This is a genomic window from Mucilaginibacter sp., from assembly GCF_041660805.1.
Taxonomy (GTDB): Bacteria; Bacteroidota; Bacteroidia; order Sphingobacteriales; family Sphingobacteriaceae; genus Mucilaginibacter.
Genome location: NZ_JBAZVP010000010.1, coordinates 80186 through 103500, shown reverse-complemented (window position 1 = coordinate 103500; position 23315 = coordinate 80186). Strand labels below are relative to the sequence as shown.

26 protein-coding genes and 3 tRNA genes are annotated in these 23315 nt (G+C 40.1%); 21 read left to right on the top strand and 8 right to left on the bottom strand.

All coding sequences use genetic code 11. The features are described 5' to 3' along the window. Window positions 1–40: 40 nt before the first annotated feature. The 3 genes from WC743_RS14635 to WC743_RS14625 form a co-directional block, all read right to left on the bottom strand. A complete protein-coding gene (locus tag WC743_RS14635; RefSeq protein ID WP_373012914.1) occupies window positions 41–337 on the bottom strand; it encodes an RNA recognition motif domain-containing protein in 297 nt (98 codons plus the stop codon). Window positions 338–500: 163 nt separating this feature from the next. Continuing rightward, window positions 501–1088 (bottom strand): hypothetical protein, encoded by a 588-nt coding sequence (locus WC743_RS14630; protein WP_373012912.1) that lies wholly within the window; start codon window positions 1086–1088, stop codon window positions 501–503. Between the two features lie 203 nt (window positions 1089–1291). Beyond that, the gene (locus tag WC743_RS14625; protein ID WP_373012910.1) at window positions 1292–2542 is read right to left on the bottom strand and encodes a BamA/TamA family outer membrane protein; all 1251 of its coding nucleotides are present in this window, start codon (window positions 2540–2542) and stop codon (window positions 1292–1294) included. Between the two features lie 239 nt (window positions 2543–2781). Between WC743_RS14625 and WC743_RS14620 the strand changes: the two genes are divergently transcribed. From WC743_RS14620 to WC743_RS14595, 6 genes are all read left to right on the top strand, one after another. Further along, window positions 2782–3240 (top strand): terminase small subunit, encoded by a 459-nt coding sequence (locus tag WC743_RS14620; protein WP_373012909.1) that lies wholly within the window; start codon window positions 2782–2784, stop codon window positions 3238–3240. A gap of 39 nt (window positions 3241–3279) precedes the next feature. After that, on the top strand, window positions 3280–4494 hold the full coding sequence (locus WC743_RS14615; RefSeq protein ID WP_373012907.1) for a PBSX family phage terminase large subunit: 1215 nt from the start codon (window positions 3280–3282) through the stop codon (window positions 4492–4494). 299 nt (window positions 4495–4793) lie between these two features. Continuing rightward, on the top strand, window positions 4794–5486 hold the full coding sequence (locus WC743_RS14610; protein WP_373012905.1) for a hypothetical protein: 693 nt from the start codon (window positions 4794–4796) through the stop codon (window positions 5484–5486). After that, window positions 5438–5635, top strand: coding sequence for a hypothetical protein (locus tag WC743_RS14605; RefSeq protein ID WP_373012903.1), 198 nt, complete (start codon window positions 5438–5440; stop codon window positions 5633–5635). The genes WC743_RS14610 and WC743_RS14605 overlap by 49 nt, the downstream gene beginning before the upstream one ends. A 182-nt stretch (window positions 5636–5817) precedes the next feature. After that, on the top strand, window positions 5818–6264 hold the full coding sequence (locus tag WC743_RS14600; RefSeq protein WP_373012901.1) for a hypothetical protein: 447 nt from the start codon (window positions 5818–5820) through the stop codon (window positions 6262–6264). A 47-nt stretch (window positions 6265–6311) separates the two neighbouring features. Beyond that, a complete protein-coding gene (locus WC743_RS14595) occupies window positions 6312–8363 on the top strand; it encodes a hypothetical protein (protein ID WP_373012899.1) in 2052 nt (683 codons plus the stop codon). A 44-nt stretch (window positions 8364–8407) separates the two neighbouring features. On the opposite strand, the gene WC743_RS14590 is transcribed toward WC743_RS14595, so the two are convergent. Then, complete coding sequence (locus WC743_RS14590; protein WP_373012898.1) at window positions 8408–8866, bottom strand: hypothetical protein; 459 nt, start codon at window positions 8864–8866, stop codon at window positions 8408–8410. A 40-nt stretch (window positions 8867–8906) separates the two neighbouring features. On the opposite strand from WC743_RS14590, the gene WC743_RS14585 reads away from it, so the two are divergent. After that, window positions 8907–10943 (top strand): hypothetical protein, encoded by a 2037-nt coding sequence (locus WC743_RS14585; protein ID WP_373012896.1) that lies wholly within the window; start codon window positions 8907–8909, stop codon window positions 10941–10943. Window positions 10944–11017: 74 nt separating this feature from the next. Here the strand turns inward: WC743_RS14585 and WC743_RS14580 are convergent, their stop codons facing one another. Further along, entirely contained in the window at window positions 11018–11194 is a 177-nt protein-coding gene (locus WC743_RS14580; protein ID WP_373012894.1) for a hypothetical protein, read from the bottom strand. A 316-nt stretch (window positions 11195–11510) separates the two neighbouring features. On the opposite strand from WC743_RS14580, the gene WC743_RS14575 reads away from it, so the two are divergent. The 11 genes from WC743_RS14575 to WC743_RS14525 all read left to right on the top strand — a co-directional run bounded on the left by WC743_RS14575 (window position 11511) and on the right by WC743_RS14525 (window position 20205). Continuing rightward, window positions 11511–12110, top strand: a complete 600-nt coding sequence (locus WC743_RS14575; RefSeq protein WP_373012892.1) for a hypothetical protein — start codon at window positions 11511–11513, stop codon at window positions 12108–12110. Window positions 12111–12180: 70 nt separating this feature from the next. After that, complete coding sequence (locus WC743_RS14570; RefSeq protein WP_373012890.1) at window positions 12181–14523, top strand: hypothetical protein; 2343 nt, start codon at window positions 12181–12183, stop codon at window positions 14521–14523. A 90-nt stretch (window positions 14524–14613) separates the two neighbouring features. Beyond that, complete coding sequence (locus WC743_RS14565; RefSeq protein ID WP_373012888.1) at window positions 14614–14844, top strand: hypothetical protein; 231 nt, start codon at window positions 14614–14616, stop codon at window positions 14842–14844. 432 nt (window positions 14845–15276) lie between these two features. Then, entirely contained in the window at window positions 15277–15741 is a 465-nt protein-coding gene (locus WC743_RS14560) for a head maturation protease, ClpP-related (RefSeq protein ID WP_373012886.1), read from the top strand. Then, entirely contained in the window at window positions 15719–16132 is a 414-nt protein-coding gene (locus WC743_RS14555) for a hypothetical protein (RefSeq protein ID WP_373012885.1), read from the top strand. The genes WC743_RS14560 and WC743_RS14555 overlap by 23 nt, the downstream gene beginning before the upstream one ends. Before the next feature lie 64 nt (window positions 16133–16196). Next, complete coding sequence (locus tag WC743_RS14550; RefSeq protein WP_373012883.1) at window positions 16197–17333, top strand: SGNH/GDSL hydrolase family protein; 1137 nt, start codon at window positions 16197–16199, stop codon at window positions 17331–17333. A 62-nt stretch (window positions 17334–17395) separates the two neighbouring features. Continuing rightward, entirely contained in the window at window positions 17396–18478 is a 1083-nt protein-coding gene (locus tag WC743_RS14545; RefSeq protein WP_373012881.1) for an acyltransferase family protein, read from the top strand. A gap of 318 nt (window positions 18479–18796) precedes the next feature. Next, window positions 18797–19039, top strand: coding sequence for a hypothetical protein (locus WC743_RS14540; RefSeq protein ID WP_373012880.1), 243 nt, complete (start codon window positions 18797–18799; stop codon window positions 19037–19039). Further along, complete coding sequence (locus WC743_RS14535; RefSeq protein WP_373012878.1) at window positions 19023–19499, top strand: lysozyme; 477 nt, start codon at window positions 19023–19025, stop codon at window positions 19497–19499. The genes WC743_RS14540 and WC743_RS14535 overlap by 17 nt, the downstream gene beginning before the upstream one ends. Continuing rightward, window positions 19496–19747 carry a hypothetical protein gene (locus tag WC743_RS14530; protein WP_373012876.1) on the top strand — a complete coding sequence of 84 codons (252 nt, stop codon included), beginning with the start codon at window positions 19496–19498 and terminating at the stop codon, window positions 19745–19747. The genes WC743_RS14535 and WC743_RS14530 overlap by 4 nt, the downstream gene beginning before the upstream one ends. A 5-nt stretch (window positions 19748–19752) precedes the next feature. Then, a complete protein-coding gene (locus tag WC743_RS14525) occupies window positions 19753–20205 on the top strand; it encodes a hypothetical protein (RefSeq protein ID WP_373012874.1) in 453 nt (150 codons plus the stop codon). A gap of 11 nt (window positions 20206–20216) precedes the next feature. Here the strand turns inward: WC743_RS14525 and WC743_RS14520 are convergent. Then, window positions 20217–20300: transfer RNA gene (locus WC743_RS14520), tRNA-Leu, on the bottom strand. A gap of 90 nt (window positions 20301–20390) precedes the next feature. Then, window positions 20391–20474, bottom strand: a tRNA-Leu gene (locus WC743_RS14515). 325 nt (window positions 20475–20799) lie between these two features. Here WC743_RS14515 and WC743_RS14510 point away from each other — a divergent pair. From WC743_RS14510 to WC743_RS14500, 3 genes are all read left to right on the top strand, one after another. After that, window positions 20800–21804, top strand: a complete 1005-nt coding sequence (locus WC743_RS14510) for a WD40/YVTN/BNR-like repeat-containing protein (protein WP_373012872.1) — start codon at window positions 20800–20802, stop codon at window positions 21802–21804. A gap of 131 nt (window positions 21805–21935) precedes the next feature. Beyond that, window positions 21936–22008, top strand: a tRNA-Lys gene (locus WC743_RS14505). A 412-nt stretch (window positions 22009–22420) separates the two neighbouring features. Next, window positions 22421–22708, top strand: a complete 288-nt coding sequence (locus WC743_RS14500; RefSeq protein ID WP_373012871.1) for a hypothetical protein — start codon at window positions 22421–22423, stop codon at window positions 22706–22708. Between the two features lie 163 nt (window positions 22709–22871). On the opposite strand, the gene WC743_RS14495 is transcribed toward WC743_RS14500, so the two are convergent. Further along, on the bottom strand, window positions 22872–23291 hold the full coding sequence (locus WC743_RS14495; RefSeq protein WP_373012869.1) for a DUF1801 domain-containing protein: 420 nt from the start codon (window positions 23289–23291) through the stop codon (window positions 22872–22874). Between the last annotated feature and the right edge of the window lie 24 nt (window positions 23292–23315).

The following is a 23315-nucleotide window of genomic DNA, read 5'->3' as shown; positions in this document are numbered from 1 at the left end:
CGGACTATGCCGGCTATTAAAAAGAATATTATGGGGTTTATTAATTACGACTAAAACCTCTGTTGTTGCCGCCGCCACCGTTATTAAAACCGGGACCTTTGTCTTCAGCAACATTTACTGTAATGCGTTTGCCGTAATAGCTTTGCCCGTTCATGCATCTTATCGCTTCTTTAGCTTCTGCTTCGTTCACCATTTCAACAAACCCAAAACCCCTGCTCTCTTTTGTTTCACGATCTTTAACTATCCTGAGCGACTTAACAGGCCCAAAATCTCCAAAAACCGCATTTAGTTCGGCCTCACTCACTTCAAGTGGAAGGCCTCCAATAAATACTTTCATTAATCTCCTTTGTTTTTGTGTAAAGATACGATAAAATAGGCTATTTTTAGCACGTTTGGTCGTAAAATGGTAAGCTGTAATGTGTTTTTTACAATAAGGTGTCAATGTAAAAATCAATCAATTTAAAACCCTGTTTAAACGCAAACAAGCCATAAATTAAATGTTATTTTTTGATCTTAAGGTTAAAATTCCCCTCAACCCGGTAAAGAGGAGAACCCTCTTTATCATCCTTGGCTAAAAATGTAAAGAATGAGCCTTTAGCTAGTACGGTATCCTGCCTGTATTCAAGCAGCTTAATATTCCCGGCATCGCCAGGCTCAGTAAAACGGGTAAGGCTGTATTGCTGGTTGTGCATAGCATCAGGCCTTAGTATTAGCTGGCTGCCTTCAATAGCACGGGAAACATTTGTACCTGCCATCCCTTTTGAGCTTAGGCCAAAGCTCATAGTATGCGCTTTATTTATAGCGGTTATACCAAAGTACTGGTCGTCATCAACACTCATATTTACAAAAGCTACAGAATCTTGCAACGCATCAAATGTATAAGTAGAATCCTGAATTTTAAAGGTAAGCGTACCACCAACAGCAAGGTAATTTCCGGGTGATGATTTTGCTATTGCACTATCTGCTTTCATTGCGGCCTGCTGTTGTTCAATCTCCTTATCGCTCGCTTCTTTCTGGCATGACATGGCCATACCCGATAGGAGCAAAATAAAGCAAATACACCAGTTAGTAAGCCGTTTTGAATGCATAGGTAAATAGATGCTATAAAATTAATAAAAAAATAATTTGATTACCAACCCGCCGGATCATTTAGTGTAAAAATTAACAATTTTTAACTTTACTGTATAACGAGTTAGCAATTAAAAAGGTTTACTCAAATTTAATAAATTTTTAATTATTTATGCTGATAACCAATTTATTAGAAAAGGAACACCGCATAATTTAGATTTTCTTAAAAAATTTCCCCTACTGTTACAAAAACGCCTTTTGAGCCCTGGTTGCCAAATCCGTAATCAATGGCAATGTTGGTTTTTGACACCTTATTCAATTTTATACGTAACCCGGCACCATAACCGGGCTGCACAGCCTGCAGGGAAGTGCCGGGTGCACCCGAAAACGATTCGGCATTAATGAAAGCTACGCCGCCTAATAAACCATTTTTCGTGATCTTATATCTGTACTCACTTTCCAGGTAAACCATCTGCGAGCCCCGGAAACGGCCCTGGATATACCCCCTGCCTGTACCATTGTATTGATCCCAGGTATTGGCAGGCAGGTCAAGGTACGGAGGCTTACCGTTAAGCACTACCCAATCATAACTCCAAAAAGCAATAACATTATCAGAACTGGCCGGCAACCGGTAATATTTGCGCACATCAATAACAAGTGATTTCCATGATGATGTGCTACCCAAAAACTTTTTATTATCGCGATACAAAATGGCTGTGTAAAAACCCTTTGTAGGATTAAGTGAATTATCACGCATATCAACCAGCACGTTCAGCGTTATACCTGATGATGTGGTACTGCTTTGTGCGCCATATAAGGCATAATCAGAAATACTGCCATCTGGGTTGCCTTGTTCGGTAATGTTAAAATGCTTGTCATATATAAAGCCGGCCCCCGCGTATAAATTCCCGGTGATATGCTTTAATACTGTTTCATAAAACCGGAACAAGGTATAATCCATAGGGTTATCATTCTTAACTGATGAATTGCTGCCTAAGCCAAATGTACTTTGCGGATATTTATAAAATTTAAAATCGCCAATGAAATTATAGTTGTTATTTGCCGTCCAGATATTTGATTGTACGGGAATGATGATCTGTTTGCGCTGTGTATAAGCCGAATTAGATGATATAGTGGATATGCGCGATTTGGGAGCGATGCGAAAAGCCACATTACCAGATAATGTAACCGCTAGTTTGGTTTGCAGTGTATATCCAATTGCCGGCAAGATAGAAAACACCGGCTTGGTACCTATAACAGTTGCCTTATTTTCTGTGGCCTTATGTTTATTGAATATGGAGCTAATAACATCATAGATATCCTTTTGCTGCAACGTATCGTTACTTAAAGCAACCAGGGTATCATTTAACCGGCGTTGGGTAAGTGGGATGTTCGATTTCCTATCCTGCGCCTGCAACAATAATGGTGTAAAAAACATCCCGAACAGCAATAAGAGTATTGCAGAATATTTCATCAGTTTTAATTAGTAATAAGGTAAGTCAAAGTGACTATTTTGTAAATATATGGGTTTTGTAATAGATAGACCCTTTATTAACCATATGAGTGAGGCGGTTTAAGATTAAATTGCAAAAAGCAGACTATCACATTTCAAAAAAAATATTTCTAATATTATTAGCAATTGCAATTTTATTTTCGTACTTTTGAATATGTTTTATGCCATTCGGCATTTTTATCATACTAAAACTTACCTTCATGCATTATGTATATGACCCAAAGGAATTTGCGGCAAGAATAGATGCGTATTTTCACTATATAAAAGGTGAATATCACATTGAAAAAGTACCGTCAACTACCAGCAAAAAAGAAACCGGACTAACCGAAAAAATCATCTGGGACCGTTTGCCCGAACCTGTTTTACTAACGGGTCTGGCCCTTTTTCTTGGCTTTAGCAGCAAACAGGAATTGGAAGAATATGAACGCCGGGGAAGGCATAAACTGCAACTCAGAAGAGCAAGGCTGAGGGTTGAGGCCGAATACGAAAAACGCCTGCACCAGCAATCGCCTACCGGTGCCATATTCGCATTAAAAAGCATGGGATGGACGGACAAGGTCGACAGTGCCTTACAGGAAACCAGGCCAAAAAACCTGCGTATTGAAATAGTTGAAGCAGGGCCGCAAGTTGCAGGGAGCGAAAAGGACGTAGCGATATAACCTAAAGCTATTTGCTTTAATCTTAACAAAATATTTAACATGAACACTACAGCGTTATTTAAACACAACTATAATTCGATCGCGCATGTTGTTGTTAACCAGGGCGGTACAAGCTCCGGAAAAACATATGCTATTGAGCAGGTATTGTTTACACTTGCTGTAGCAGAAAAACTCATCATCACGGTTGTAGGCCAGGATATCCCAAACTTAAAATCAGGCGCCATGCGCGATGCGGCGGCTATATACAACAGCTCGAAAGTGTTACAGTGCACCATAAAAAGTTTTAATAAAACAGATCGTATATACGAGTTTATAAACGGCAGCATCATCGAGTTTAAAAGTTTTGCAAATGCCCAGGATGCGAAGTCTGGAAAGAGGGATTACCTTTTTGTGAACGAGGCTAACGGTATTGAGTGGGATGTATACACCGAGCTTGCCTTACGTACCCGTAAACGTATATTTATCGACTATAACCCTAACACCGGCTTTTGGGTTCATGAGAAGCTCCTGGGGAGGCCTGGGGTCGAAATTTTTATTACAGATCATCGGCACAACCCCTTCGTTGAAGATACTGTGCGGCAGAAAATTGAATCACTTAAAAATGAAGATGAGGAATTATGGAAAGTATATGCACGCGGACTAACCGGCCGTATTACAGGGCTTGTATTTAGTAACTGGCACATCTGTGAAGCTATTTCTGCTGATGCCAAATTATTAGCCGCCGGGCTCGATTTTGGGTTTACAAACGATGAAACCGGCTGCATTTTGGTTTATAAACAAAACGGGGAATTATGGGTAGATGAAGTGCTTTACGAAACCGGATTGACTAACACCGATATCTCCAAAAAATTATCTGCCGCAGGCATAAAAAAATCTGTTCAGATCATAGCCGACAGTGCTGAACCAAAATCGATAGAAGAATTGAAACGGCTTGGCTGGCAGGTTACAGGTGCTAAAAAAGGCGCGGATAGTGTAAACCACTCCATAGATATACTTAAACGTTATAAAATAAACGTTACCCGCAGCAGTGTAAACCTGCGCAAAGAGCTGGAAAAATACAAATGGAAGACTGATAAAAGCGGCAATACCATTAACCAACCCATTGATGCCTGTAACCACCTTATAGATCCGTTACGCTATGTAGCGCTAAATAAATTAAAGGCATACTCAGTTAAGCAAAGTAATAGTAAGTTACCTTATACTCCTCAGCCCCTAAACGAGGGAGTTTTTGAAGAGTTGATTGGGATTGCTTAATACTTAAAAAGAAATATACCCCGGTTATCAACAAAATCAACCAAAAGCTTTCCCTTCAAAGGGCTGGGGTAATGTCATTATTTAAGGAGATATACTTTTATAAATAGCGCCATTAGGTGTTAAAGCTTTGTAGAAAATCATAATTAAACATTTTAGCGTGCCATCGGTACGCAACCTGGCGTAGTTCCGTACCGATGGCACGGTATGACTACCTGATTATTTTTCTACAAAGCTTTAACCCCGATGGGGTTTATCCTTAAATAATGCCATTGGAAGGCTGGGAGCTATACTTTAAACTTATGATAGAAAAAACACTTAAAACCACACATGGCAAGCTGCGGGTAAAGATCCCCTCGCAACTTAGTGAAGTTACTTTAGGGCAAATGATGGCCTTGCAGGATAGTAAAGATCTGGGAGATCTGGATGCGATCAGCATCCTATCAGACGTGCCGGTATCAGAACTGCAATCCGTTATTGATGCTAATGATTTTATGCAATTTGCAGATGCCGTACTTTCACTGTCGCATCAGATCAAATATCTGTATAACAGCGATGATATACCCAAAACTATCACTGTTGAGGTTAATAAAAAGCCGGTTACTGTAAATGTGATCCGCAACCTGTCCGTTGAGCCTGCAGGCGCCTTTATGGCTGCCCGTGATATTATTGCCGATGAAATAGCCGAACACATTAGCCTATACGGCGAAGAGAACTGGAAGGACTATTTTAACCCCTCGCTTACCGCCTGCTGTAAAGTACTGGCCTACTACTTTTATTGCCGCATAACCGGCAAACCTTATGACGAATATGCCGCTTCAACATTCACTGAAACCATAAAACAACTTAGGGTAACGGAGGCACTGCCAATATCAAAGCATTTTTTTATGAGTTATCCAAACTTATCGAAACCGAGAACAGGTTGCTGGCATCGGTTGCTACAGCTTTGGAGAAACGCGCGGGCATACAAGCCTTTGAAAAGTTCAGATATATAAACACCGTAAACTCACTTGCCGGTGGCGATATCACCAAATGGCAACTCATACTGGCCATGCCTTACGAACGCATCCTCACCAAACTCCTTCTCAATAAAACAGAGGCAGAATACCAGAAAAGATATGGGGAAATGATGCAAGGGGTTTAACAGCCGGCAGTTAGCAATACTGGGTCACCCTGAGCTTGTCGAAGGATGTGCGCAAAGGCCTAAACGCTATTTGGTTCGACAAGCTCACCATGACAAGACAGGCTAACCAGTGTAAACGTCGGCTAACCGCAGCAGAATCACTAATTCACTAACTCACTAATTCGCTAATTCAAAATTAAACCATGCGCAACCAAATAGAGGCCGTAACGCAAACACTGACCACCACTCCCACCTTTTTGTACGGCACCGAAAAAGAATTGAACACACTGGCAGATGATGCTGCCTTTCCCTGCATAATGATGTATCCTATGCAACCCATTGTGGTATCGCCGCAGGTAAACGGTTCTGTTGATAACGTATTTACCCTGTACCTGGAGTTTTTGTTCAAAACAGAATTTGGACAATACACCGCCGAGAATGAGACTTATATACAACAAGCTTTACATATGGCCAACGAGTTTATGGTAAAGGCAGCTAAGTACCGCGATGGCCAGGGCCGCTACTTCCGTATAAAGGCGGGCGAAAAAGCTAAATGCTTGCCAGTGTACAACAAATTTGATGTAAACACTACCGGCGTAGGCCTAACAGTTACATTAAATACTATGTATTATGAGGCATTCAGTTCATAGTAAATATCATAACCCACTAACATAAATACCTAATCAATCCACATAAAATGTCTCTTATAGCAAGCATAGATTACACCAGCACCTATGACCTGGGAACCCAGGTAAATGGCCGTGTGTATATTAAACTAACCGATTCAATGACCGGTAACCCTACCAATGGCAATAATGTGCGGGTAAGCTACCAGATAAATGATAATGGCATTATCAGCAATTATACCGTTAACATTCCCGGGCAAAGTATTGCCATTTTCACTGGTAAGATAAGTGATTCGGACCCGGCTTATCCTTATTTTACAGCTTTCATGATTACCAGCGTAGGTGCTGTACCAGACCCCGAGCCGCCCGTTAACGTATGCGATCTGACTATTAATTTTATTACCGTAAACCAGCCAGAATCGGCAGCGGGTGCAGGCGATGGGCAGATAACCGTTAATGCTGCGTCCAGTTATTTACCAATTGAATATAGTTTAGATCAGGAAACTTATCAACTATCGCCCATATTTAGCGGATTAACCGGCGGCCTGAAAACAGTTTATGTAAGAGATGCCAACGGATGCAGTAACCAACTTTCTGTAAATGTACCCGCACTGAACAACCTGCTGGTTTCAGACCCATCGGTAACCTTACCGGGTGGCAACATATCCCGCTGGAGTGCTGCCTTTAATCCTGTAGTGTTCACCTATCAGCGTAAAGATTTTGGGGTAACAGGAGTACAGTCAGATTCGGTTAGCGACAATGCTTGTATATTAGTTAATGCTAATATCACAACCGTACTAACAGGTGATATGGTTTATTTAGAGGCTGGTGTATACCAAGGGCCGTATAAGGTTACCCGCACCAACAGCAGTAACCAATTAATAATTGATACGCCTTTTAACGGAACAGCTATTGGTTTCATTAATATTAACCGGCTAAGGCCTTATTACAAAGTTATCACCCGGATAACTTACTTTGATAAGCTTACCGACGCACAAAGCACCATTACATCAACCAACAGGCCCGATGGTAAAGGCATTACAAAGGCCGATATATCCAATTTTCTACAGAGCATATTAAGAGCGAAAGACGAAAGTAACTTCACTCAAAGCAACTACCGGGATGATAACCTGAGCGCCAGTTACCAAATTGCCTATGCTGAAGAATGGGATGAAAATGGCGTAACCAAAACATCGGCATACATCCCCATAAACAATGCCTTTTATATTTTATACGCTGCCAAGCAACTGGGCGAACGCTATGGCGGCAACCTGGCAGCTTATGTGCCTTTTAGCACGGTACCAACGGGCGCTGATAAAGCCAAATGGATAACCGATTTTGCCGAACCCGCTTACAGCAACGGCTACCCTTTTGATATCGGTTTTATTTATGGTGATGACCTGCTGGGCCGCCAAATGTTTTGCGAACTTACCCTGCTGGATATTAACCGTAACCCATTACCCGGCGGCACGCAAACCACCTCCCTGCTTAATGAAGACGGCTCCTGGCTCTTAAACCAGGATGGCAACAAACTGGTGATAGCAAAACAAACCCAGTCTATCATACCTGTGCCAGAGCAATTAGGGTTAAACCGTTTGTTAATCGATGGCAGCTTTGCTGATGATGTATACTTCGTCAACCTAACCCTTAAATATACGGGTGATGATGAATTGACGCATTCAGTAACTCAAACCCAAACCATACGGATAGATGACGCCATAGACGACCAATCCGTTTACCTGCGATGGATAGGCTTAAGCGGTTCATGGAACTACTATCGCTTTGTTTACAATCAGGAGGTTAGTTTGGATGTACAGAACGCCGTCATCATTAAAAACTACGTGTTCGACTGGGAAAATCAGGATAGCATTGAAGAAGTGATAAGCAAAACCGCCGGGCAAAAAATGAAGGTAGTAGCCGAGGATCTGTCGGTTGCCGATATCAAGGGGTTGCAGTCTATCAAGTACTCGCCTAAAGTGCAAATGCTGGTGAACAAAAACCCGGTGAAATGGCAAACCATTGTTATCAATACAGCCACCTACAGCGAGTACGAAACCCGCAATGGCTGCGCGCCATTCAGCGTAACGTTTAACATGCCGGCAGTGAATATACAAGTGCAGTAATTACCGGATGAGCAATAAATCTGGTTGTTCGTCCGGCAAAATTATTACTTCACCAAATGAATGCGGGTAATATACTTATCATAAAAACTGGGGCTAGCTACACGACCTTCTGCCGCATAATACAATTCATTATTGTTTGATGTAATGATCGTATACTTAAAATCGTTTAATGGATACCATTTGCCGTTGTAAAAATTGGATGCGTTGGTAAAATTAATTGTGGTGTCTGAAACGGAATAATTAAATTTAGTATAGGCCTCTCCTGATGCTTTAAAATCGCCAGTTCCATCATCGTTTAAACTTACAGATTCTGCTTTATCCTTATCGTATTTTTCAGTGTAGGTATCCATGAGTTTCTCACCCCCGTAAAATTCGAAAACACGATAATCAACTCTCCATTCTCCAATAATTTTATTGGTATTTTTTTCTGAGGAATCTTTTTTACAAGAGTAAAAACTTAAACCAAGTAGTGTAATAAATAGTAAAGCGTAAATTTTTTTCATGATAAGGTTTTTGCGAAAATAAGACATTTAATAATACTATATGAACCAACTCCAACTATATATAAACGATCAATTGGTTGACACGGCTGATGACAGCCCCATTGCGCTTACCTTCCAGATAAATGACCTGGCCGAAGTAAAGAACCAGCAGGGCAATACCAGCAACCAGTTTAAGCTGCCGCTAACGCAGCGCAACCGGCAAATATTAGGTTTCCCTGATGATGTAGCTTTTACTACAGCCCTACCTTATGATAATTACCAGGCACGGATAATACAGAATGGCTTGGAGATAATCCCTTACGGACTGGCTGTGTTAAATGGCATTGAGCAGGATGGCGCAAACGTAACCGTACTAAGCGGCAATGTGGATTTTTTTGATGCCATAAGCGGCAAACTCTATGACATGGGCGATAAGTTGACAACTTATGGCAAAAAAGAACCTTTTAAAAAATGGGAGCATAACTGGAGCGTGGATAGCGTTGCAACATCGCAAACCCATACCGAAGGCTGGATATGGCCTGTTGTTGATTATGGCAACCTCATATATGATTTTGCCGGGCAATGCGAAATTAACGTGCGTTACCAGCGCCCGGGCTTCTTCATAAAAACAGTTATTGATATGATGCTGGCCACAAACGGTTACAAGGCCACCGGGTCATTAATTAATGATCCGATGTATCCCTTGCTGATAGCCCAGTTCAGCAACAGTTCGTTTGAGCATGGTGCCGATTATCAGAACGAGCCCAACCCGCATGGTTTAGAAGCCGCCATAGGGCAAAATTTAAATGTGAGCCACATCCCCATTACTGATAACAAGGGGGTAATACCATTTAACGCGATGATCAATGATCCATCCCATCAGTTTACAGGCGGCACAACCTTTACAGCTAACCAGATAAACAATTTCGACATAAAGGTAACCATCCCCAAATTAAGGTTTGAAGGACGGGTAACCGGCGATCATCCTTCATCATTAAAAATAACTATCAATTATAAGGATGGCGGTTCGGTGATCTCATTGGGTGAGGCTACATTTGATTTTAGCGGGGGCTTTGTAAGGTTAAGCGGAAGCGGCGGAAGCATAAGAGGATATCACGAAACAGAGAACACCGTAATATCTGCCACTGCTGATATGGCCGTTGGCAACCAGTTAAGTGTTAATTATGAGTTTTTTGGCGACAGGCCTGCCTACTTTACCGTATTTGCGGGTGCAACCCTGGCCATTACCCCTACAAGCCAGGGGATCCTTTACGGGCAGGACATTCAATGTGAGCGCATTTTCCCGGACATTAGCCAGAAAGACCTGCTTAAAGATGTATTGCAGCGCTTCGGTATTATTTGCCAGACGGATAGCACCACGCGCACTATCAACTTCGCGTCATTCCGGGATATTGTAGGGAACATCCCCATAGCCAAAAACTGGACCACTAAATGCCTGGACCAGGGTAAAACCATCGCTTTTCAGTTGGGGAATTATGCGCAGGTTAATTACATGAAGTATAAACAGGATGATGCCGTATTGCCCAATGGCTTTGCCGACACCCAGATAAAAGTAGCCGATAAAACATTACCTGCCACAGCCGACCTGTTTGAGAGTCAGTTTGCCCCTACCCTTAACCGCCCCTATATTGGCGGCAGCATCGCTCAAATTAAAATGACCGACCCTACCGATGAAAACCATGATTTTACCACCGGTGTATCGCCGCGGATACTGATAGATAAAAAGATTGATCTGCGTAACTTTAATGGCAAAACCATCAAATTTACAGACGGTAACCCGGCTAACGACAGGATTGTGAACGATTGGATCTCTGTACCCTACTTTTACAAACCGGGCGGGGAGCATAGCTTACTATGGGATGATCTCCGCAAGAAATATTACCCCGAACTGGAAAAGATACTGCAGCAAACCAAAAAGGTGGTGCGCTACTTTATGCTTAACCCGCGCGATATACTGGAGCTTGACTTGCTGACCCCCGTTTACCTGGAGCAGGACGGTGCCTACTACTACATTAACAAAATAGACAGCTGGCGCAAAGGCCAACCAGTAAAGGTAGAGTTGGTTAAGCTGGGGTAACGCTTAGTTAATTAGAGATTAGTTGACCAGAGGCTAGGAATCTGTGTAATCAATAAAATCTGTGTAATCCCGGTTTAAGAGAACAGCCCGTGGGTTATTTCTTCAACCGCGTCATCTGCGTAAAACATAATAGTGAACGAACCCGGTATCTGGGTAATAACCAATATATCCTCGCGCTTAATGTGGTTCTCATTAATGAAACGTGTAAGGCGTTCGTGGCTGCTAAAGTAATCGGATTTTAAAACGATCATAGGGTTAGTGATTTTTCATTAAGATGATAAACCGGAGGAAATGTTACAGGCATAGCCTTTGGTCGATATTTAAAGAAACAATAAATAAACTTTGCAACAGCCTTATTTAAAGGCAAGGATGCTGTAAACGCAATGGCAACAAACTTAAAAACCTTAACGAAGTGATGAAAGGATCTAATAAAGATGCTGCATCACAAATAACAAAGATTGCAGATCTTGTAAAAATCGGCAACTGATATTTATTCTTTTTTAATTATACTTTGTTTTAATAAAACCCTTTTTTATATTTACCAATAATATTAGCAAAACCTAAACTATGCCTACCAAAGAAAACTCAGAGCCAGGTGCTCCTCAAAAAACAAAAAAAAGGAAATATTTTTTATTTGCTATAACCGCGGTTATAATTTGCCTGGCGGTAATTGGCTTACAAAATCGAGATATAGTAGTAAGATACTACCACTATTCTAAGATCCACCATTTTAGTAACGGCGATAAAATCTACGTAAGGAATAAAGTTTTTAATGATACTTCATTTAAGGACATCTTTATTTATCGGCTGATAAGGCCTCTTAACGAAAAAGATATAGAAGAATCAAATTTAGATGAACTTAAAAAATCGATATTAAGAAAAAGTCTTGAATTTAAAACAGAGCTAAAAGTTATTTTATCAGATGATGCTATCTTGTTAGATAATTTGCGAAAGAATAAAAGTCGCTTAGCGGGTACATTTGCCGGCAAAGTCTTTATTAACGAAACTACAAAAAAAGGTGAAAAGCTATCGCTGCTGGCCTATGCCATTAAGCCCTTAAAGAATACAATAGGCGAAGATTACCATGCGCTGGCCGAACTTCCTTTTGGTTATACTTATGCAGACAACCAATATTATATCATGTATTGGGATACTATAGAAAAATAAATTACCGCACTCAATATAAAACTAATCAATAACCCCAATGTATGCCAAATGGCATTAAAAACATACAACGATGACTAACAATAATAACAATGCCGTTATCACTGATGACGATATTAAAAAAGCAAAAGATTACAAAGAGGCTTTAGATAATCTACGGAACTCTGTAATAGGATTAAATAGCAAACTACCTTCATTTGCCGATGGTATGAAGGCCGGTCTCCAGGCTGTGGGCGAAAAGCTTCCCGAAGTGGTTGAATCAATAAAAAAACTAAATGATCAAAATAAGGAATTAGCCGCATCGGGGCAAAAGCCAAAAAATATTTTAAAAGAGTTGGCGGGCTCTTTATTCTCTTTGAATTCGCTGGTGTCCGTTGGAATAACTTTATTAGCATCTTACAGTGGCGTAATAATAGATTGGGTGAACGATATGATAAAGGGGCAAACTACTTTATCTGCTTTAGGCAAAGCCATGAAAGATAACGCCGCTGTAATAGAGGCAATAAATCAAACAAGATTAAAAGGTGCACAATCCGCACAAGCAGAACTAACAGCACTTGATAGTTTGTATAGGGCCACTCAAAATCATAATTTATCATTAGATGAGCGGAAAAGAGCTATTAACACGCTAAAAGATCAATTTCCGCAAACTTTCAAAAACATAAATGATGAAACAATTTTAACAGGTAAGGCTGCAGGCGCCTATAAGAATCTTACGGAACAGATACTCGCATCAGCCTATGCCGAAGCTTATAAAAACAAGATAACAAGTAATGCCAGCCGTTCAATTGATAATGAGCAAAAAATAGCTAATGAAAGAGTTAATAATTTAAAATTAGTTAAAGATTTAAAAGACACTGAAAAACAATTTAATGATGGCGATAGCGTTGATGAGTTCGGTACAAGATTAAAACTTTATGGTGATTTAATTGATGGTCTAAAAACTAAAATCGCTGCAAGTGATAAGATTATTTACAATTTAAATTCAGATACAAAATTACTTAATCAACAAAACAAAAAGTTTACCGACGGTATAGACAAGCTGGTTGAAAAAGACGGTCTAAGTATTTTAACTGGTTTTAAAGCATTAGACAGTACCAATAACGATAATAAAAATCATCCCGAAAACAAAAAACCTGCCCCGCCCAAACCCGATCCATCCCGCCACATGGAGGAGCTTGAAGCAATTTCAGGTAACCCAATCAAAAAGGCAGAGGAAGATAAAAAGCAATATGATAAAGATTTAGCTTTATTAAATGGCCAGCTCAATAAAAAACTCATCAGCCAGGAAGATTACAACAAGCAAAGCCAGCAATTGCAGGATACTTATCATCTGGGAATTGGTAATGGAATGCAAGCTTTTATTAAGCAGGACATGGATGCTACGTTAAAGCATTTAGATGATATAGCCACAGCCAACGGGTTAAAAGCGGGCATTGAAAACGACGAGAAAAATGTTAAAAAAGCCATCCTCCCCGGTCAAAAACTGGATACTGAAAAGCAACTGATTACTGATAAGTATGCCTATGAGATTTTCCTTGCTAATGGCAATACCGAAAAAATAAAAGAACTCGAAGAAAAGAAACAAAAAGACTTAACTGCGCTTACCCAACAATACGAGCAGCAGCGTAAGGAGTTTGCACTTAACACCGCACAGCAGGTATCTGACAAGGCTTTCTCTATCATCAGCAATAACATTAAATCATCAAGCGATGCCAAAATAAAGGGACTGGAGGCCCAAAAAGCCGGGGAGTTAAGTAATACCAATCTTACTGCCACCCAGCGCAAAGCCATAGAAGATAAATACAAGAAAAAAGAGGCGGAAGAAAAAGTAAAAGCCTTTAAAGCCGAGCAAAGGGCATCGGTACTGCAGGCTGTAGTAAACGGCGCGCTGGCCGTTACCAAAGCCACCGCACAAACAGGTGTGCTGGCGCCATTTGTTATCCCGGCTATTATCGCTTCAACCGCTTTGCAGGTAGCTACCATCATCGCCCAAAAACCACCTGCATTTGCCAAAGGCGGGCGGTTCGTGTCAGATGGTCGTGGTGCTTTGTTGCCCGGTTATAGTCGCACCGATAATACCAACGCTTACCTGCGCAGCGGCGAGGCGGTTGTAGTGTCCGAAGCTATGCGTAACCCCTGGGCGCGCAACCTGGTCAGCGCCATTAACGTAGCCCACGGCGGCCGGGATTTTTCGATGCCCAACACAGGTCGCGGTTATGCTATAGGCGGTATATTTACCGATGGCGGCAACGCCAACCGCTACTACAACCAGCCCGTTAATGATATTAAGGATATGGCCAATACACTGGCCTATCAGATGATAAACAACTTTCCTCCCATTTATGTAGATGTGAAGGATGTAAACAACCAGCAAAATATATTGGCCCAAACGGTTAACAGGGTAAATTTATAACCCCCTCCCCCCCTAAAGGGGGAACAGAATTTAAATAAACAAATTACTTAACTTATAAAAAGCATCCCCTTTAGGGGACGGGAGGGGTTAATGAACATCCAACTTACCAACACCCTATTTGATGAAGGGGTATTCTCGGCCATGTACAAGGCCGGGTTCATCACCAGTAAAATATTTACCTATCGCGAAATCTACCTGTGGGTGAACGCTCAAATGCAGGTACGCGGCATCACCAAGAACCAGGCGGTGCTGGAAGCCGAAGTGAAGTTCGGTAAAGATGAACGCACCATCTGGCGTGCGCTGAATTGCTTTTCGGAATAGTCGTCTGAATCAGAATTTACAGGATTAGGGAATTAACAGAATATATTAGCATCTTGAAAATTCTTCAATTCTGAAAATTATGATCTCACTGACAAACTACTGTCACCATCGCATTAAGTAATAGTACCGATATTTGTATAGTTCGGTTGTCTGATCACAATTTTCAGAATTAAAGAATTAGCAGAATCACTCACATCTTGAAAATTCTTCAATTCTGTAAATTCTGATTCACTGACAAACTACTGTCACCAACAACAAAAACAATTATCCCGACCTTTGAATTATGCCAATCGGCATGTAAAACCAACCGGGATTAAACTGATTAATCAGATCCTACAAATCAAGGTTATCAGGCAAATCTTAGAATATCGGTTCAGACAATTCTAATCGGTGCAATCACTAAATCGATAATTCACTAAATCACTAATTAAAATGAAAATATACCTATACGATACCGAAACGGATTGCATTGGCTCGGGGAGCTTATCATCCGCTTATATCCAAACACAATTACATGCAGCCGCCGGTGCCGATGTCGAGGTGCATATCAGTTCAGTTGGTGGCAGCGCTTTTGATGCCATCGCTATATATGATCTGCTCAAAAAATACCCCGGCAACGTAACTACTTATATCGATGCACTGGCGGCGTCGGCGGCATCAATTGTGGCAATGGCCGGTAAACAAATAGTAATGAGCAAGTACGCCTTACTTATGATACACAAACCAATGGTAGGCAGCGGCGGCAACGCCGATGAGCTTTTAAAAGATGTGCAGATGTTAAATGTAGTACAATCGCGCCTGGCGCAAATCTACATGGACAAGTCCGGGTTGGACGGAGTTACAGTAAATAGTTTAATCAACTCCGTCACCTGGATTGACTGCCGACCAGGCCCTTAACCTGGGCTTTGTAGATGCCATTGAAGATTACAGCGATACCATAATTAACAGTGCACTCATTAAAAAATATACCGATACGGCTCCTGCTGTTTACCAGCGCTGCATCAATAAAATCTTAAACAAAAAAAGCAATATGAACATGGACAACAGAGAATTGATTGAAAAGACCACATCGGTTTTAGACAAGGTCATGAATTTCTTTAAAAAAGTGGTGAATAAGCAAACCATTACCGACAAGGGCACGCTGCATCACACCGGCGAAATGTGCGAAGGTGCCGAAGTGTACCAGGACGAAGACATGACCAGCCCAGCCGTTACAGACACTTACACCACTGCCGAAGGTGAGCAATTGGCAGTAAAGCAAGGCAAAGTACAACAAGTACTAAATTAAAACCTCGGTTAATATCTTATTTCAAGAAATTAAAACAGCAGGAATATTTAGTAAGATACGCTATATGTGGCTGTTTAACGGGGCAGATACCGCCGCCAATTTACTTAATTATAAAGGCTCTAAAAACCTGGTGTTAGAGGGCACAACCGACCCAGTATTTAATTCAAAAGGCATTTTATTCAATGGTGAAAACTATGCTGATTCTACAGTTAAACCCTCTGAATTTACAGATAGAAAGATAACATTAGGTTTATACAATTCTGTAGAGCCGGGCACTAATTATTCAGCTGGAATTTTCACTGATGTTGGTTTCGGTGCCGGACGAACGGGGTATTTAGCATTTGGGGGTAACACAACAGCTAACAACCCTTTTCAAATGGCTGGTTTATCTACTCTGAATATACTATCTGCTACCCAATATACGGCTTTTAACAGGGGTGTTAAACTTGTAACAGGAGTAACCGGAAGCGGGAGCGATAGTGCAGCACTAAATTTAAACATCTGGTTTGGCGGGATTAACTCGCCGCCAAACCCTACTTCTTTTAGAGCACCTACAAATAACCGGGTTTTGTTTATTGCAGATGCACTGACCGACGCTGAAAATGTAGCCCTTAATTTATCTATCGAAAAGTATTGTCTTTCGCTATACAGTGGCTCAACGCAATATTTTACATTTATAGGTGATAGCATAGTAGCAGGGTATGGTGCTGATACACCATATTCAGGATGGTCAACCCAATTATGTAATAATAAGTTGTTTACAGAAGTCAATAAGGTTGTGAGTGGTTCAGAAACTGCATATTGGGTTGCAAATCCTTCTTTAATACCCGCGCATACAAGCCTTGATGTGGGGTTAATGATTGCTTTAGGTACTAATGACTGCGATCATAACATTAGTTTGGTTACCGTGAAGGCAAATATGATTACAATACTAAATAATATTATTACTAAGGGTTGGCCATTAGATAAAATATATGTTAATTTAGGCTACTACGATACGCATAATTCAATCAGTAAAAAGGATACTTACATAGCCGCGATTCAGGAGGCATGTACAGAAACCTTAATTACAAATGTTTTTGATATGCAGGCCTACATGGTAGATAATGGGCAGGACACATTAATTCAACCCGACCAATTACACCCTAACCAGTTGGGGTACGACGTGATAGCAACGGGTTGGATAAACTATATAGATTAAATTATAAAGCTCTCAATAATACGGGAGATTTATAATTTATATCTTCGAGGTCTAAACATACTATGAAATATATTAAGCAGTTAGATACGATCAGGGCTTTTTCTGTGCTCTTGGTTGTAATAACACACTGGATACCTTCCACACATCCTATTCATAAAATACCACTTGGTTATGTTGGAGTTACCAGCTTTTTTGTGTTAAGCGGTTTTTTGATAACAAACATTTTATTAAACAATAAAGATTCTGCAGAGGTGCAAGGTATATCTAAAGCATCTGTTCTAAAAAGCTTTTATTTGCGCCGAAGCCTTAGGATATTTCCAATTTATTATTTAACACTTGCGTTGCTTTATGCCTTTCAATCCCATATGGTGGTTGATATCCGAACCCCTTTTGTTTACTTTCTTACCTACACTCAAAATTATTATATTTTTAGAATAAAAGAATGGCCGGGTTTGCTCGGCCATCTTTGGACATTGGCGATTGAAGAGCAATTTTATCTGTTGTGGCCATTTGTGATAATGTTCATTAAAGCAAACAAGATTATATATGCAATAATCGCCTTTATCGCAATAGGTTTAATAACTCATGTGGTGGTACACAACGTTGTTATGGGTGTAATGATTACAAGCTCGTCGTTTGATGCCTTTGGCATAGGCGCTCTATTATCATGGTTTATTCATTTTAAGCCCCATCTGCTTCGTCTGTTGTATAAATGGGTAACGTGGCTTGCCGCATTAAGTGTAGTTCTATTTTTCTTTGTGTTTTACCCGTTAAAGTTCGCTAATATCTTGCCTACGGGTTTTATAATTTCAATTGTAGCAGCATGGCTAATGCTCTACATTTATATTAATCACGATCAGGATACTTTAAGATTTAAATTTTTATTAAATAATAGATACCTGATATTCATAGGTAAAATTAGTTATGGCATCTACCTGTATCACAACATACTACCTGCCTTCTTTGATAATTTTATAAGAATTAATATTAATTCCCATTTACCAGAAGTGCTAGGCACAAAGTATTTTGGAGTATTTAATATTATTGAAAATCTTGTGCTAATTTTAAGCCTAAGCTGGTTATCTTACAGTTTTATTGAAAAGCCTTTTCTAAAATTAAAACAGAGGTTTAAGTATGTAAGTTAATTGTGATATGTACTCTCTTTCACTTAAATAAATCTTTTTTATTGAAGCGTAAATGGATTTTCTGATTTTACATGCCAGCAATAAAATTTAAAATTGATAAAATTCTTATAAAGAATAGCCGAGTTGTTACTTAGAGGGTACATTAGATTATCGGAGTGTATCTGCGGTTTTCAACTCTTTTTTAATTCAAACATTTACTTTGCATTAGTTTTCTTTATAATCCGAACTGATAAAGATATACATCAATATAATCAGAGTTCTTTTCTACGCCTTTATACCTTTTAAGGTATTTCGTTTACTAAACCAAAAATTTTACCTATGCATAAAAAATACACGCTACTGCAGCGTATCAAAAGTGATACGCCCGTTTTTTTTAAACGCGCCCAACTATTTGGTTTAGGCCTGGCTAGTTTGGGGACATCGCTCACGCAGGTTGCAGGCATCCCCGCTAAACTTTGCACTATCCTCATTTCCATAGGCAGTACTATAGCACTCGTCTCCCAATTTGCAGTTAAACAATCCGAACCCCTTAATATCCCAATTGATGAAAAAACTAAGTGAACATGGCATTAATGTCATAAAAAAATTTGAAGGGCTCAGGCTAAAAGCTTACCAGGATGTAGCCGGTGTATGGACTATCGGATATGGATCAACTCTTTATCATGACGGTAAGCCCGTAAAGTCTGGAGATAAGCTTGCTGAAGAAACACAGGCGGATGCTTTATTTCACAGCACTTTAAAAACATATATAGATGCTGTTAATAAACTGGTTGGTGTTTCCCTTAATCAAAATCAATTTGATGCATTGGTATCATTTACATACAATCTGGGCACAGGGGCCTTGCAAAAATCAACTTTGTTACGAAAGCTAAACGCCTCAGACTATATAGCAGCAGCCGACCAATTTCTATTATGGAATAAAATAACCGACCCACATTCCGGTAAAAAAGTGGTATGCAATACGCTTACCGTTAGACGCAGGCAAGAACGTGAATTATTTTTAAAGCCGATAAAACAATGACAACATTTGAACACAGGGAATTAAAAGGTATAACAATAAAAAATATTGCGATCACTATTATTAGCACGGCCAGTATAGTCCTTTCTGTAATGACTACCTATTTTCAATTAAAGGGCGATATACATGATGTACGCATACAACAAGATGCCCAAAATAGGATTAACGAAATCCGCCTAAAAGTACTTGAAGGTCAGGTGGCGCTACTACAGCGCGAAGTAGAACAGATCAAAACAAAAAAAATCAATTAAAACATATGAGTATAAAATCATTTTTAACCCGGATATGGAATACTATCCGGTCATTATTTAACAGTTTCCCATTATCGCTTAAAACAGCCGTTCATATTGGCGTTGCTGTAACAGAGAATATTAAACAATTTGTCGATTCGCCTTTGGCAGATATACTAACTGCAATAATTCCTGGAGAGATAGATGACAAATTAAAGGAGGTATTGAGAAATGGTATACCAACTATTTTAATCAGCCTAAAATTAGCAGATGAGTGTGACCGTTCAACAGACCCTCAAGAGATCACAAAATGCGCTGTAAGATTACTGCAAAATTTAGAAGGCGAAATTAAAAGTGCATTTCTGCACAACTTATCAGTATTGATTTCTCAATTAGCTGCCGATGGCAAATTATCATGGAGTGATGGTGTTTGTATTGTAGAATGGTATTATCAGCATCAATACAAAGTAGCTGCATAATTTGGGTAATGTGCCCGGAACGAGATTCGAACTCGTACATCCTTACGAATGCCACCCCCTCAAGATGGTGCGTCTACCAATTTCGCCACCCGGGCTCTCATATAAACAGAAAGTCTTAAGTTTAAAGCCTTGCCCATAAAACTTAGGCTAACACTTTTAACTTAAGACTCTCACTAAAATTGATGTGCCCGAAGAGAGACTCGAACTCTCAAGAGACAATTCTCAACGGCTTCTGAGACCGCAACGTTTACCAATTTCGCCATCCGGGCATTTATGAGGCTGCAAATATAATTTTTTATATCATGCTATTAAAATAATTGAAAAAATAAGGTTGGGCTTTGTAAAACGATGTGTAAAAGGTAACTTAGGTATCAATTTACACTTTCGGCATTTTGCAAAATGCTGATACTACCGAAAATCGAATTATTAAATGATTTTCATTTGTGATAGCAAAAAACTTTATAAAGATGACACTACCTAACCTTAATCTGGCAAAACTCACCTCTGCAAATGACATTTAAAGGAATTTTTTTTAAGGATATATGTAAGTGTTCAAGCTTAAGAAATCGAGAAGTGGATATATTTAAAATTAAATTGAAACATCTACTTTGTTTCGTTTTTGCTGCAATTACATTAGTATCACCAGCTTTAAAAGCCCAAACCATTACACTTTTACATCAAAGTGTATCAAGCAGTATTCGTGGTTTATCAGTAGTTAATAATAATATTGCTTGGGTTAGCGGCAACAAAGGCACTGTAGGTATTACTACAGATGCCGGGAAAACCTGGACATGGCCACAGGTTAAAGGGTTTGAAAAGGCCGACTTTAGAGATATTGAAGCTTTTTCAGACAAGGAAGCAATTATTATGAGTTCGGGTACACCGGCATTTATTTTAAAAACTATTGATGGGGGTATTAGCTGGCAGGTAACCTATCAAAATAATGACAAAGCCTATTTTTTAGATGCCATGGAATTTGATGATCATAACAATGGAGTTGTTTTAGGCGATCCTATAAACGGGAAATTTTTGATACTAGAAACTTTTAATGGGGGGAAAAGCTGGAAACCTGCTAAAAATCCACCGGTAGCCTTACCGGATGAGGCTGCTTTTGCCGCAAGTGGTACTTGTTTAAGAAAAGGTAAAAAAGCTTTTATTATAGTTACAGGTGGCAGTAATGCCCGTATGATCACACTGGCAAAGCGTTTTAACGATCAATCTCATTCATTAAACATTCCAATTTTGCACGGCAAAGCCAGTCAGGGGGCTTTCTCAATAGCTTTTGGGCACAAACAAGGGGTTATTGTAGGTGGTGATTACTCAAACGCTACCCGGTCTGACTCAACCGCTGTGTATATGAATAATGCTCCAATGCAATTATCTGTTCAACAACCAGCCGGTTATCAATCATGCGTGGAGAACATAAAAGAGAATGTTTATCTTTCTACCGGTACGCCCGGAAGTAGCTTAACTAATGATTGTGGCAAAACATGGCATAAAATAGATGCCGTTAGTTACAACGTTTGTAGAAAAGCAAAGCATGGGAGCTTGATTTTATTGGCAGGAGATGAAGGTAAAATAGGAATTTACAAACCTTAGTTATTGACAATGAAGCGCTTATTTTTTACTTGTAAATTAATTGAAAATAGGTTTGCAGGCAATAGTAATAAATCCTATATTTGCACCACTTTAAACGGAACTGGTAATTAAAACCAAAAAGTTAAAAAGTTGATTCCGTAGCTCAGCTGGTAGAGCATAACACTTTTAATGTTGGGGTCCTGGGTTCGAATCCCAGCGGGATCACAGAGCAAACGCAGAATACCAGAGTTTGCATTCGTTTTTGAAGTAAGAGCCTCTTGAAAAAGAGGCTCTTTTTTTGTTTAAACCCGGTTTTTAAGTCAAAACCATCTTTTTTCAAATTCATTGCTCCGCTTTTCTTAAAAATTTCAATTCAAGTTAGTTCAATGTAAGCCAAAGTAAAACACCTTAAAAAAATTGCCAGTAGCAGAACAATAGCGAATGACTACTCCCTTTAATTTTTTCAGTAATTTCCTATAATACAGGTTAATTTCCTCAATTAATTTAGGACCTTTACGAAGATTACAGGATTTGATGCCAGTAATGAATCGCACTATGCGTATGACAAACCTCGAATTATTAAAAGTTCACGTACAAACCACGTTTTAACGTTGATTGTCGAAAAAATTAATGCACAATGAAAACTTTAACGGAATTTAAAGCATCATTAAATTTAGAACAGCCCATTAGCGAGTTCTCTGTTCAGTTGAAAAGTCTTTGGTATGATGGTAAAGGCGATTGGCATCAGGCGCATGCACAGGTTGATCATCTGGAAGATCGAGCATCGGCGTGGGTACATGCCTACCTGCACCGTAAAGAAGGTGATATTGGGAACGCCGATTACTGGTACAGCAAAGCACGGCACCCCCGCCCGAACGTATCTTTGGAAAAAGAATGGGAGCAATTAGTGTTAGAATTTCTTTGATCGCTAACCCCGATAATTCCATTTTATAGACAGGGAAGGTAATTCGGGTTCTAATCACGGCTGTGCATTTAATTTCCCCCGGTTGTTCCCTTTCTGTGTCCTATACTGATCAGATGGAGCATGGCTCGAAATTATCAAATAAAAGGTTTATTTAAACAGTAACTTATAAAGTTAACGCTGCGCTGATCATTCCGCGTAACACGTCCAGGTTGATATCCGCCAGCTTATTAAGGTAAAGACAGCCGCCGCCGGTCGTATGCTTGCCCAGCTTTTGCAGCGCTGCTTCGTGCTTCCTGAGGTCGATCAGGTACACGGTCAGGTTCGCCTTACGCGGCGCGAAACCAATGAGGAACCAATCCACCTGTCGGCCGCTTGCCGGGCTCTGGTAGCGTTTTAAACCGAAACCGATGATGGAGTTGCTCCACAGCACCGGTAGCTCTCCACTGGCTTGCTGCATCATTTCCAACAGCACCAAACTGTCCCGGCGCTTTTGTTCACTTGCCAGCGCATGGATAAAATCCATTGCACTGACTGCAGTCGGCTTAGTTTTGATCTCCGCAAGTTTCGGCTTTCTTTCAGGCATGAACGAAGCTACCAAATTGCCCGA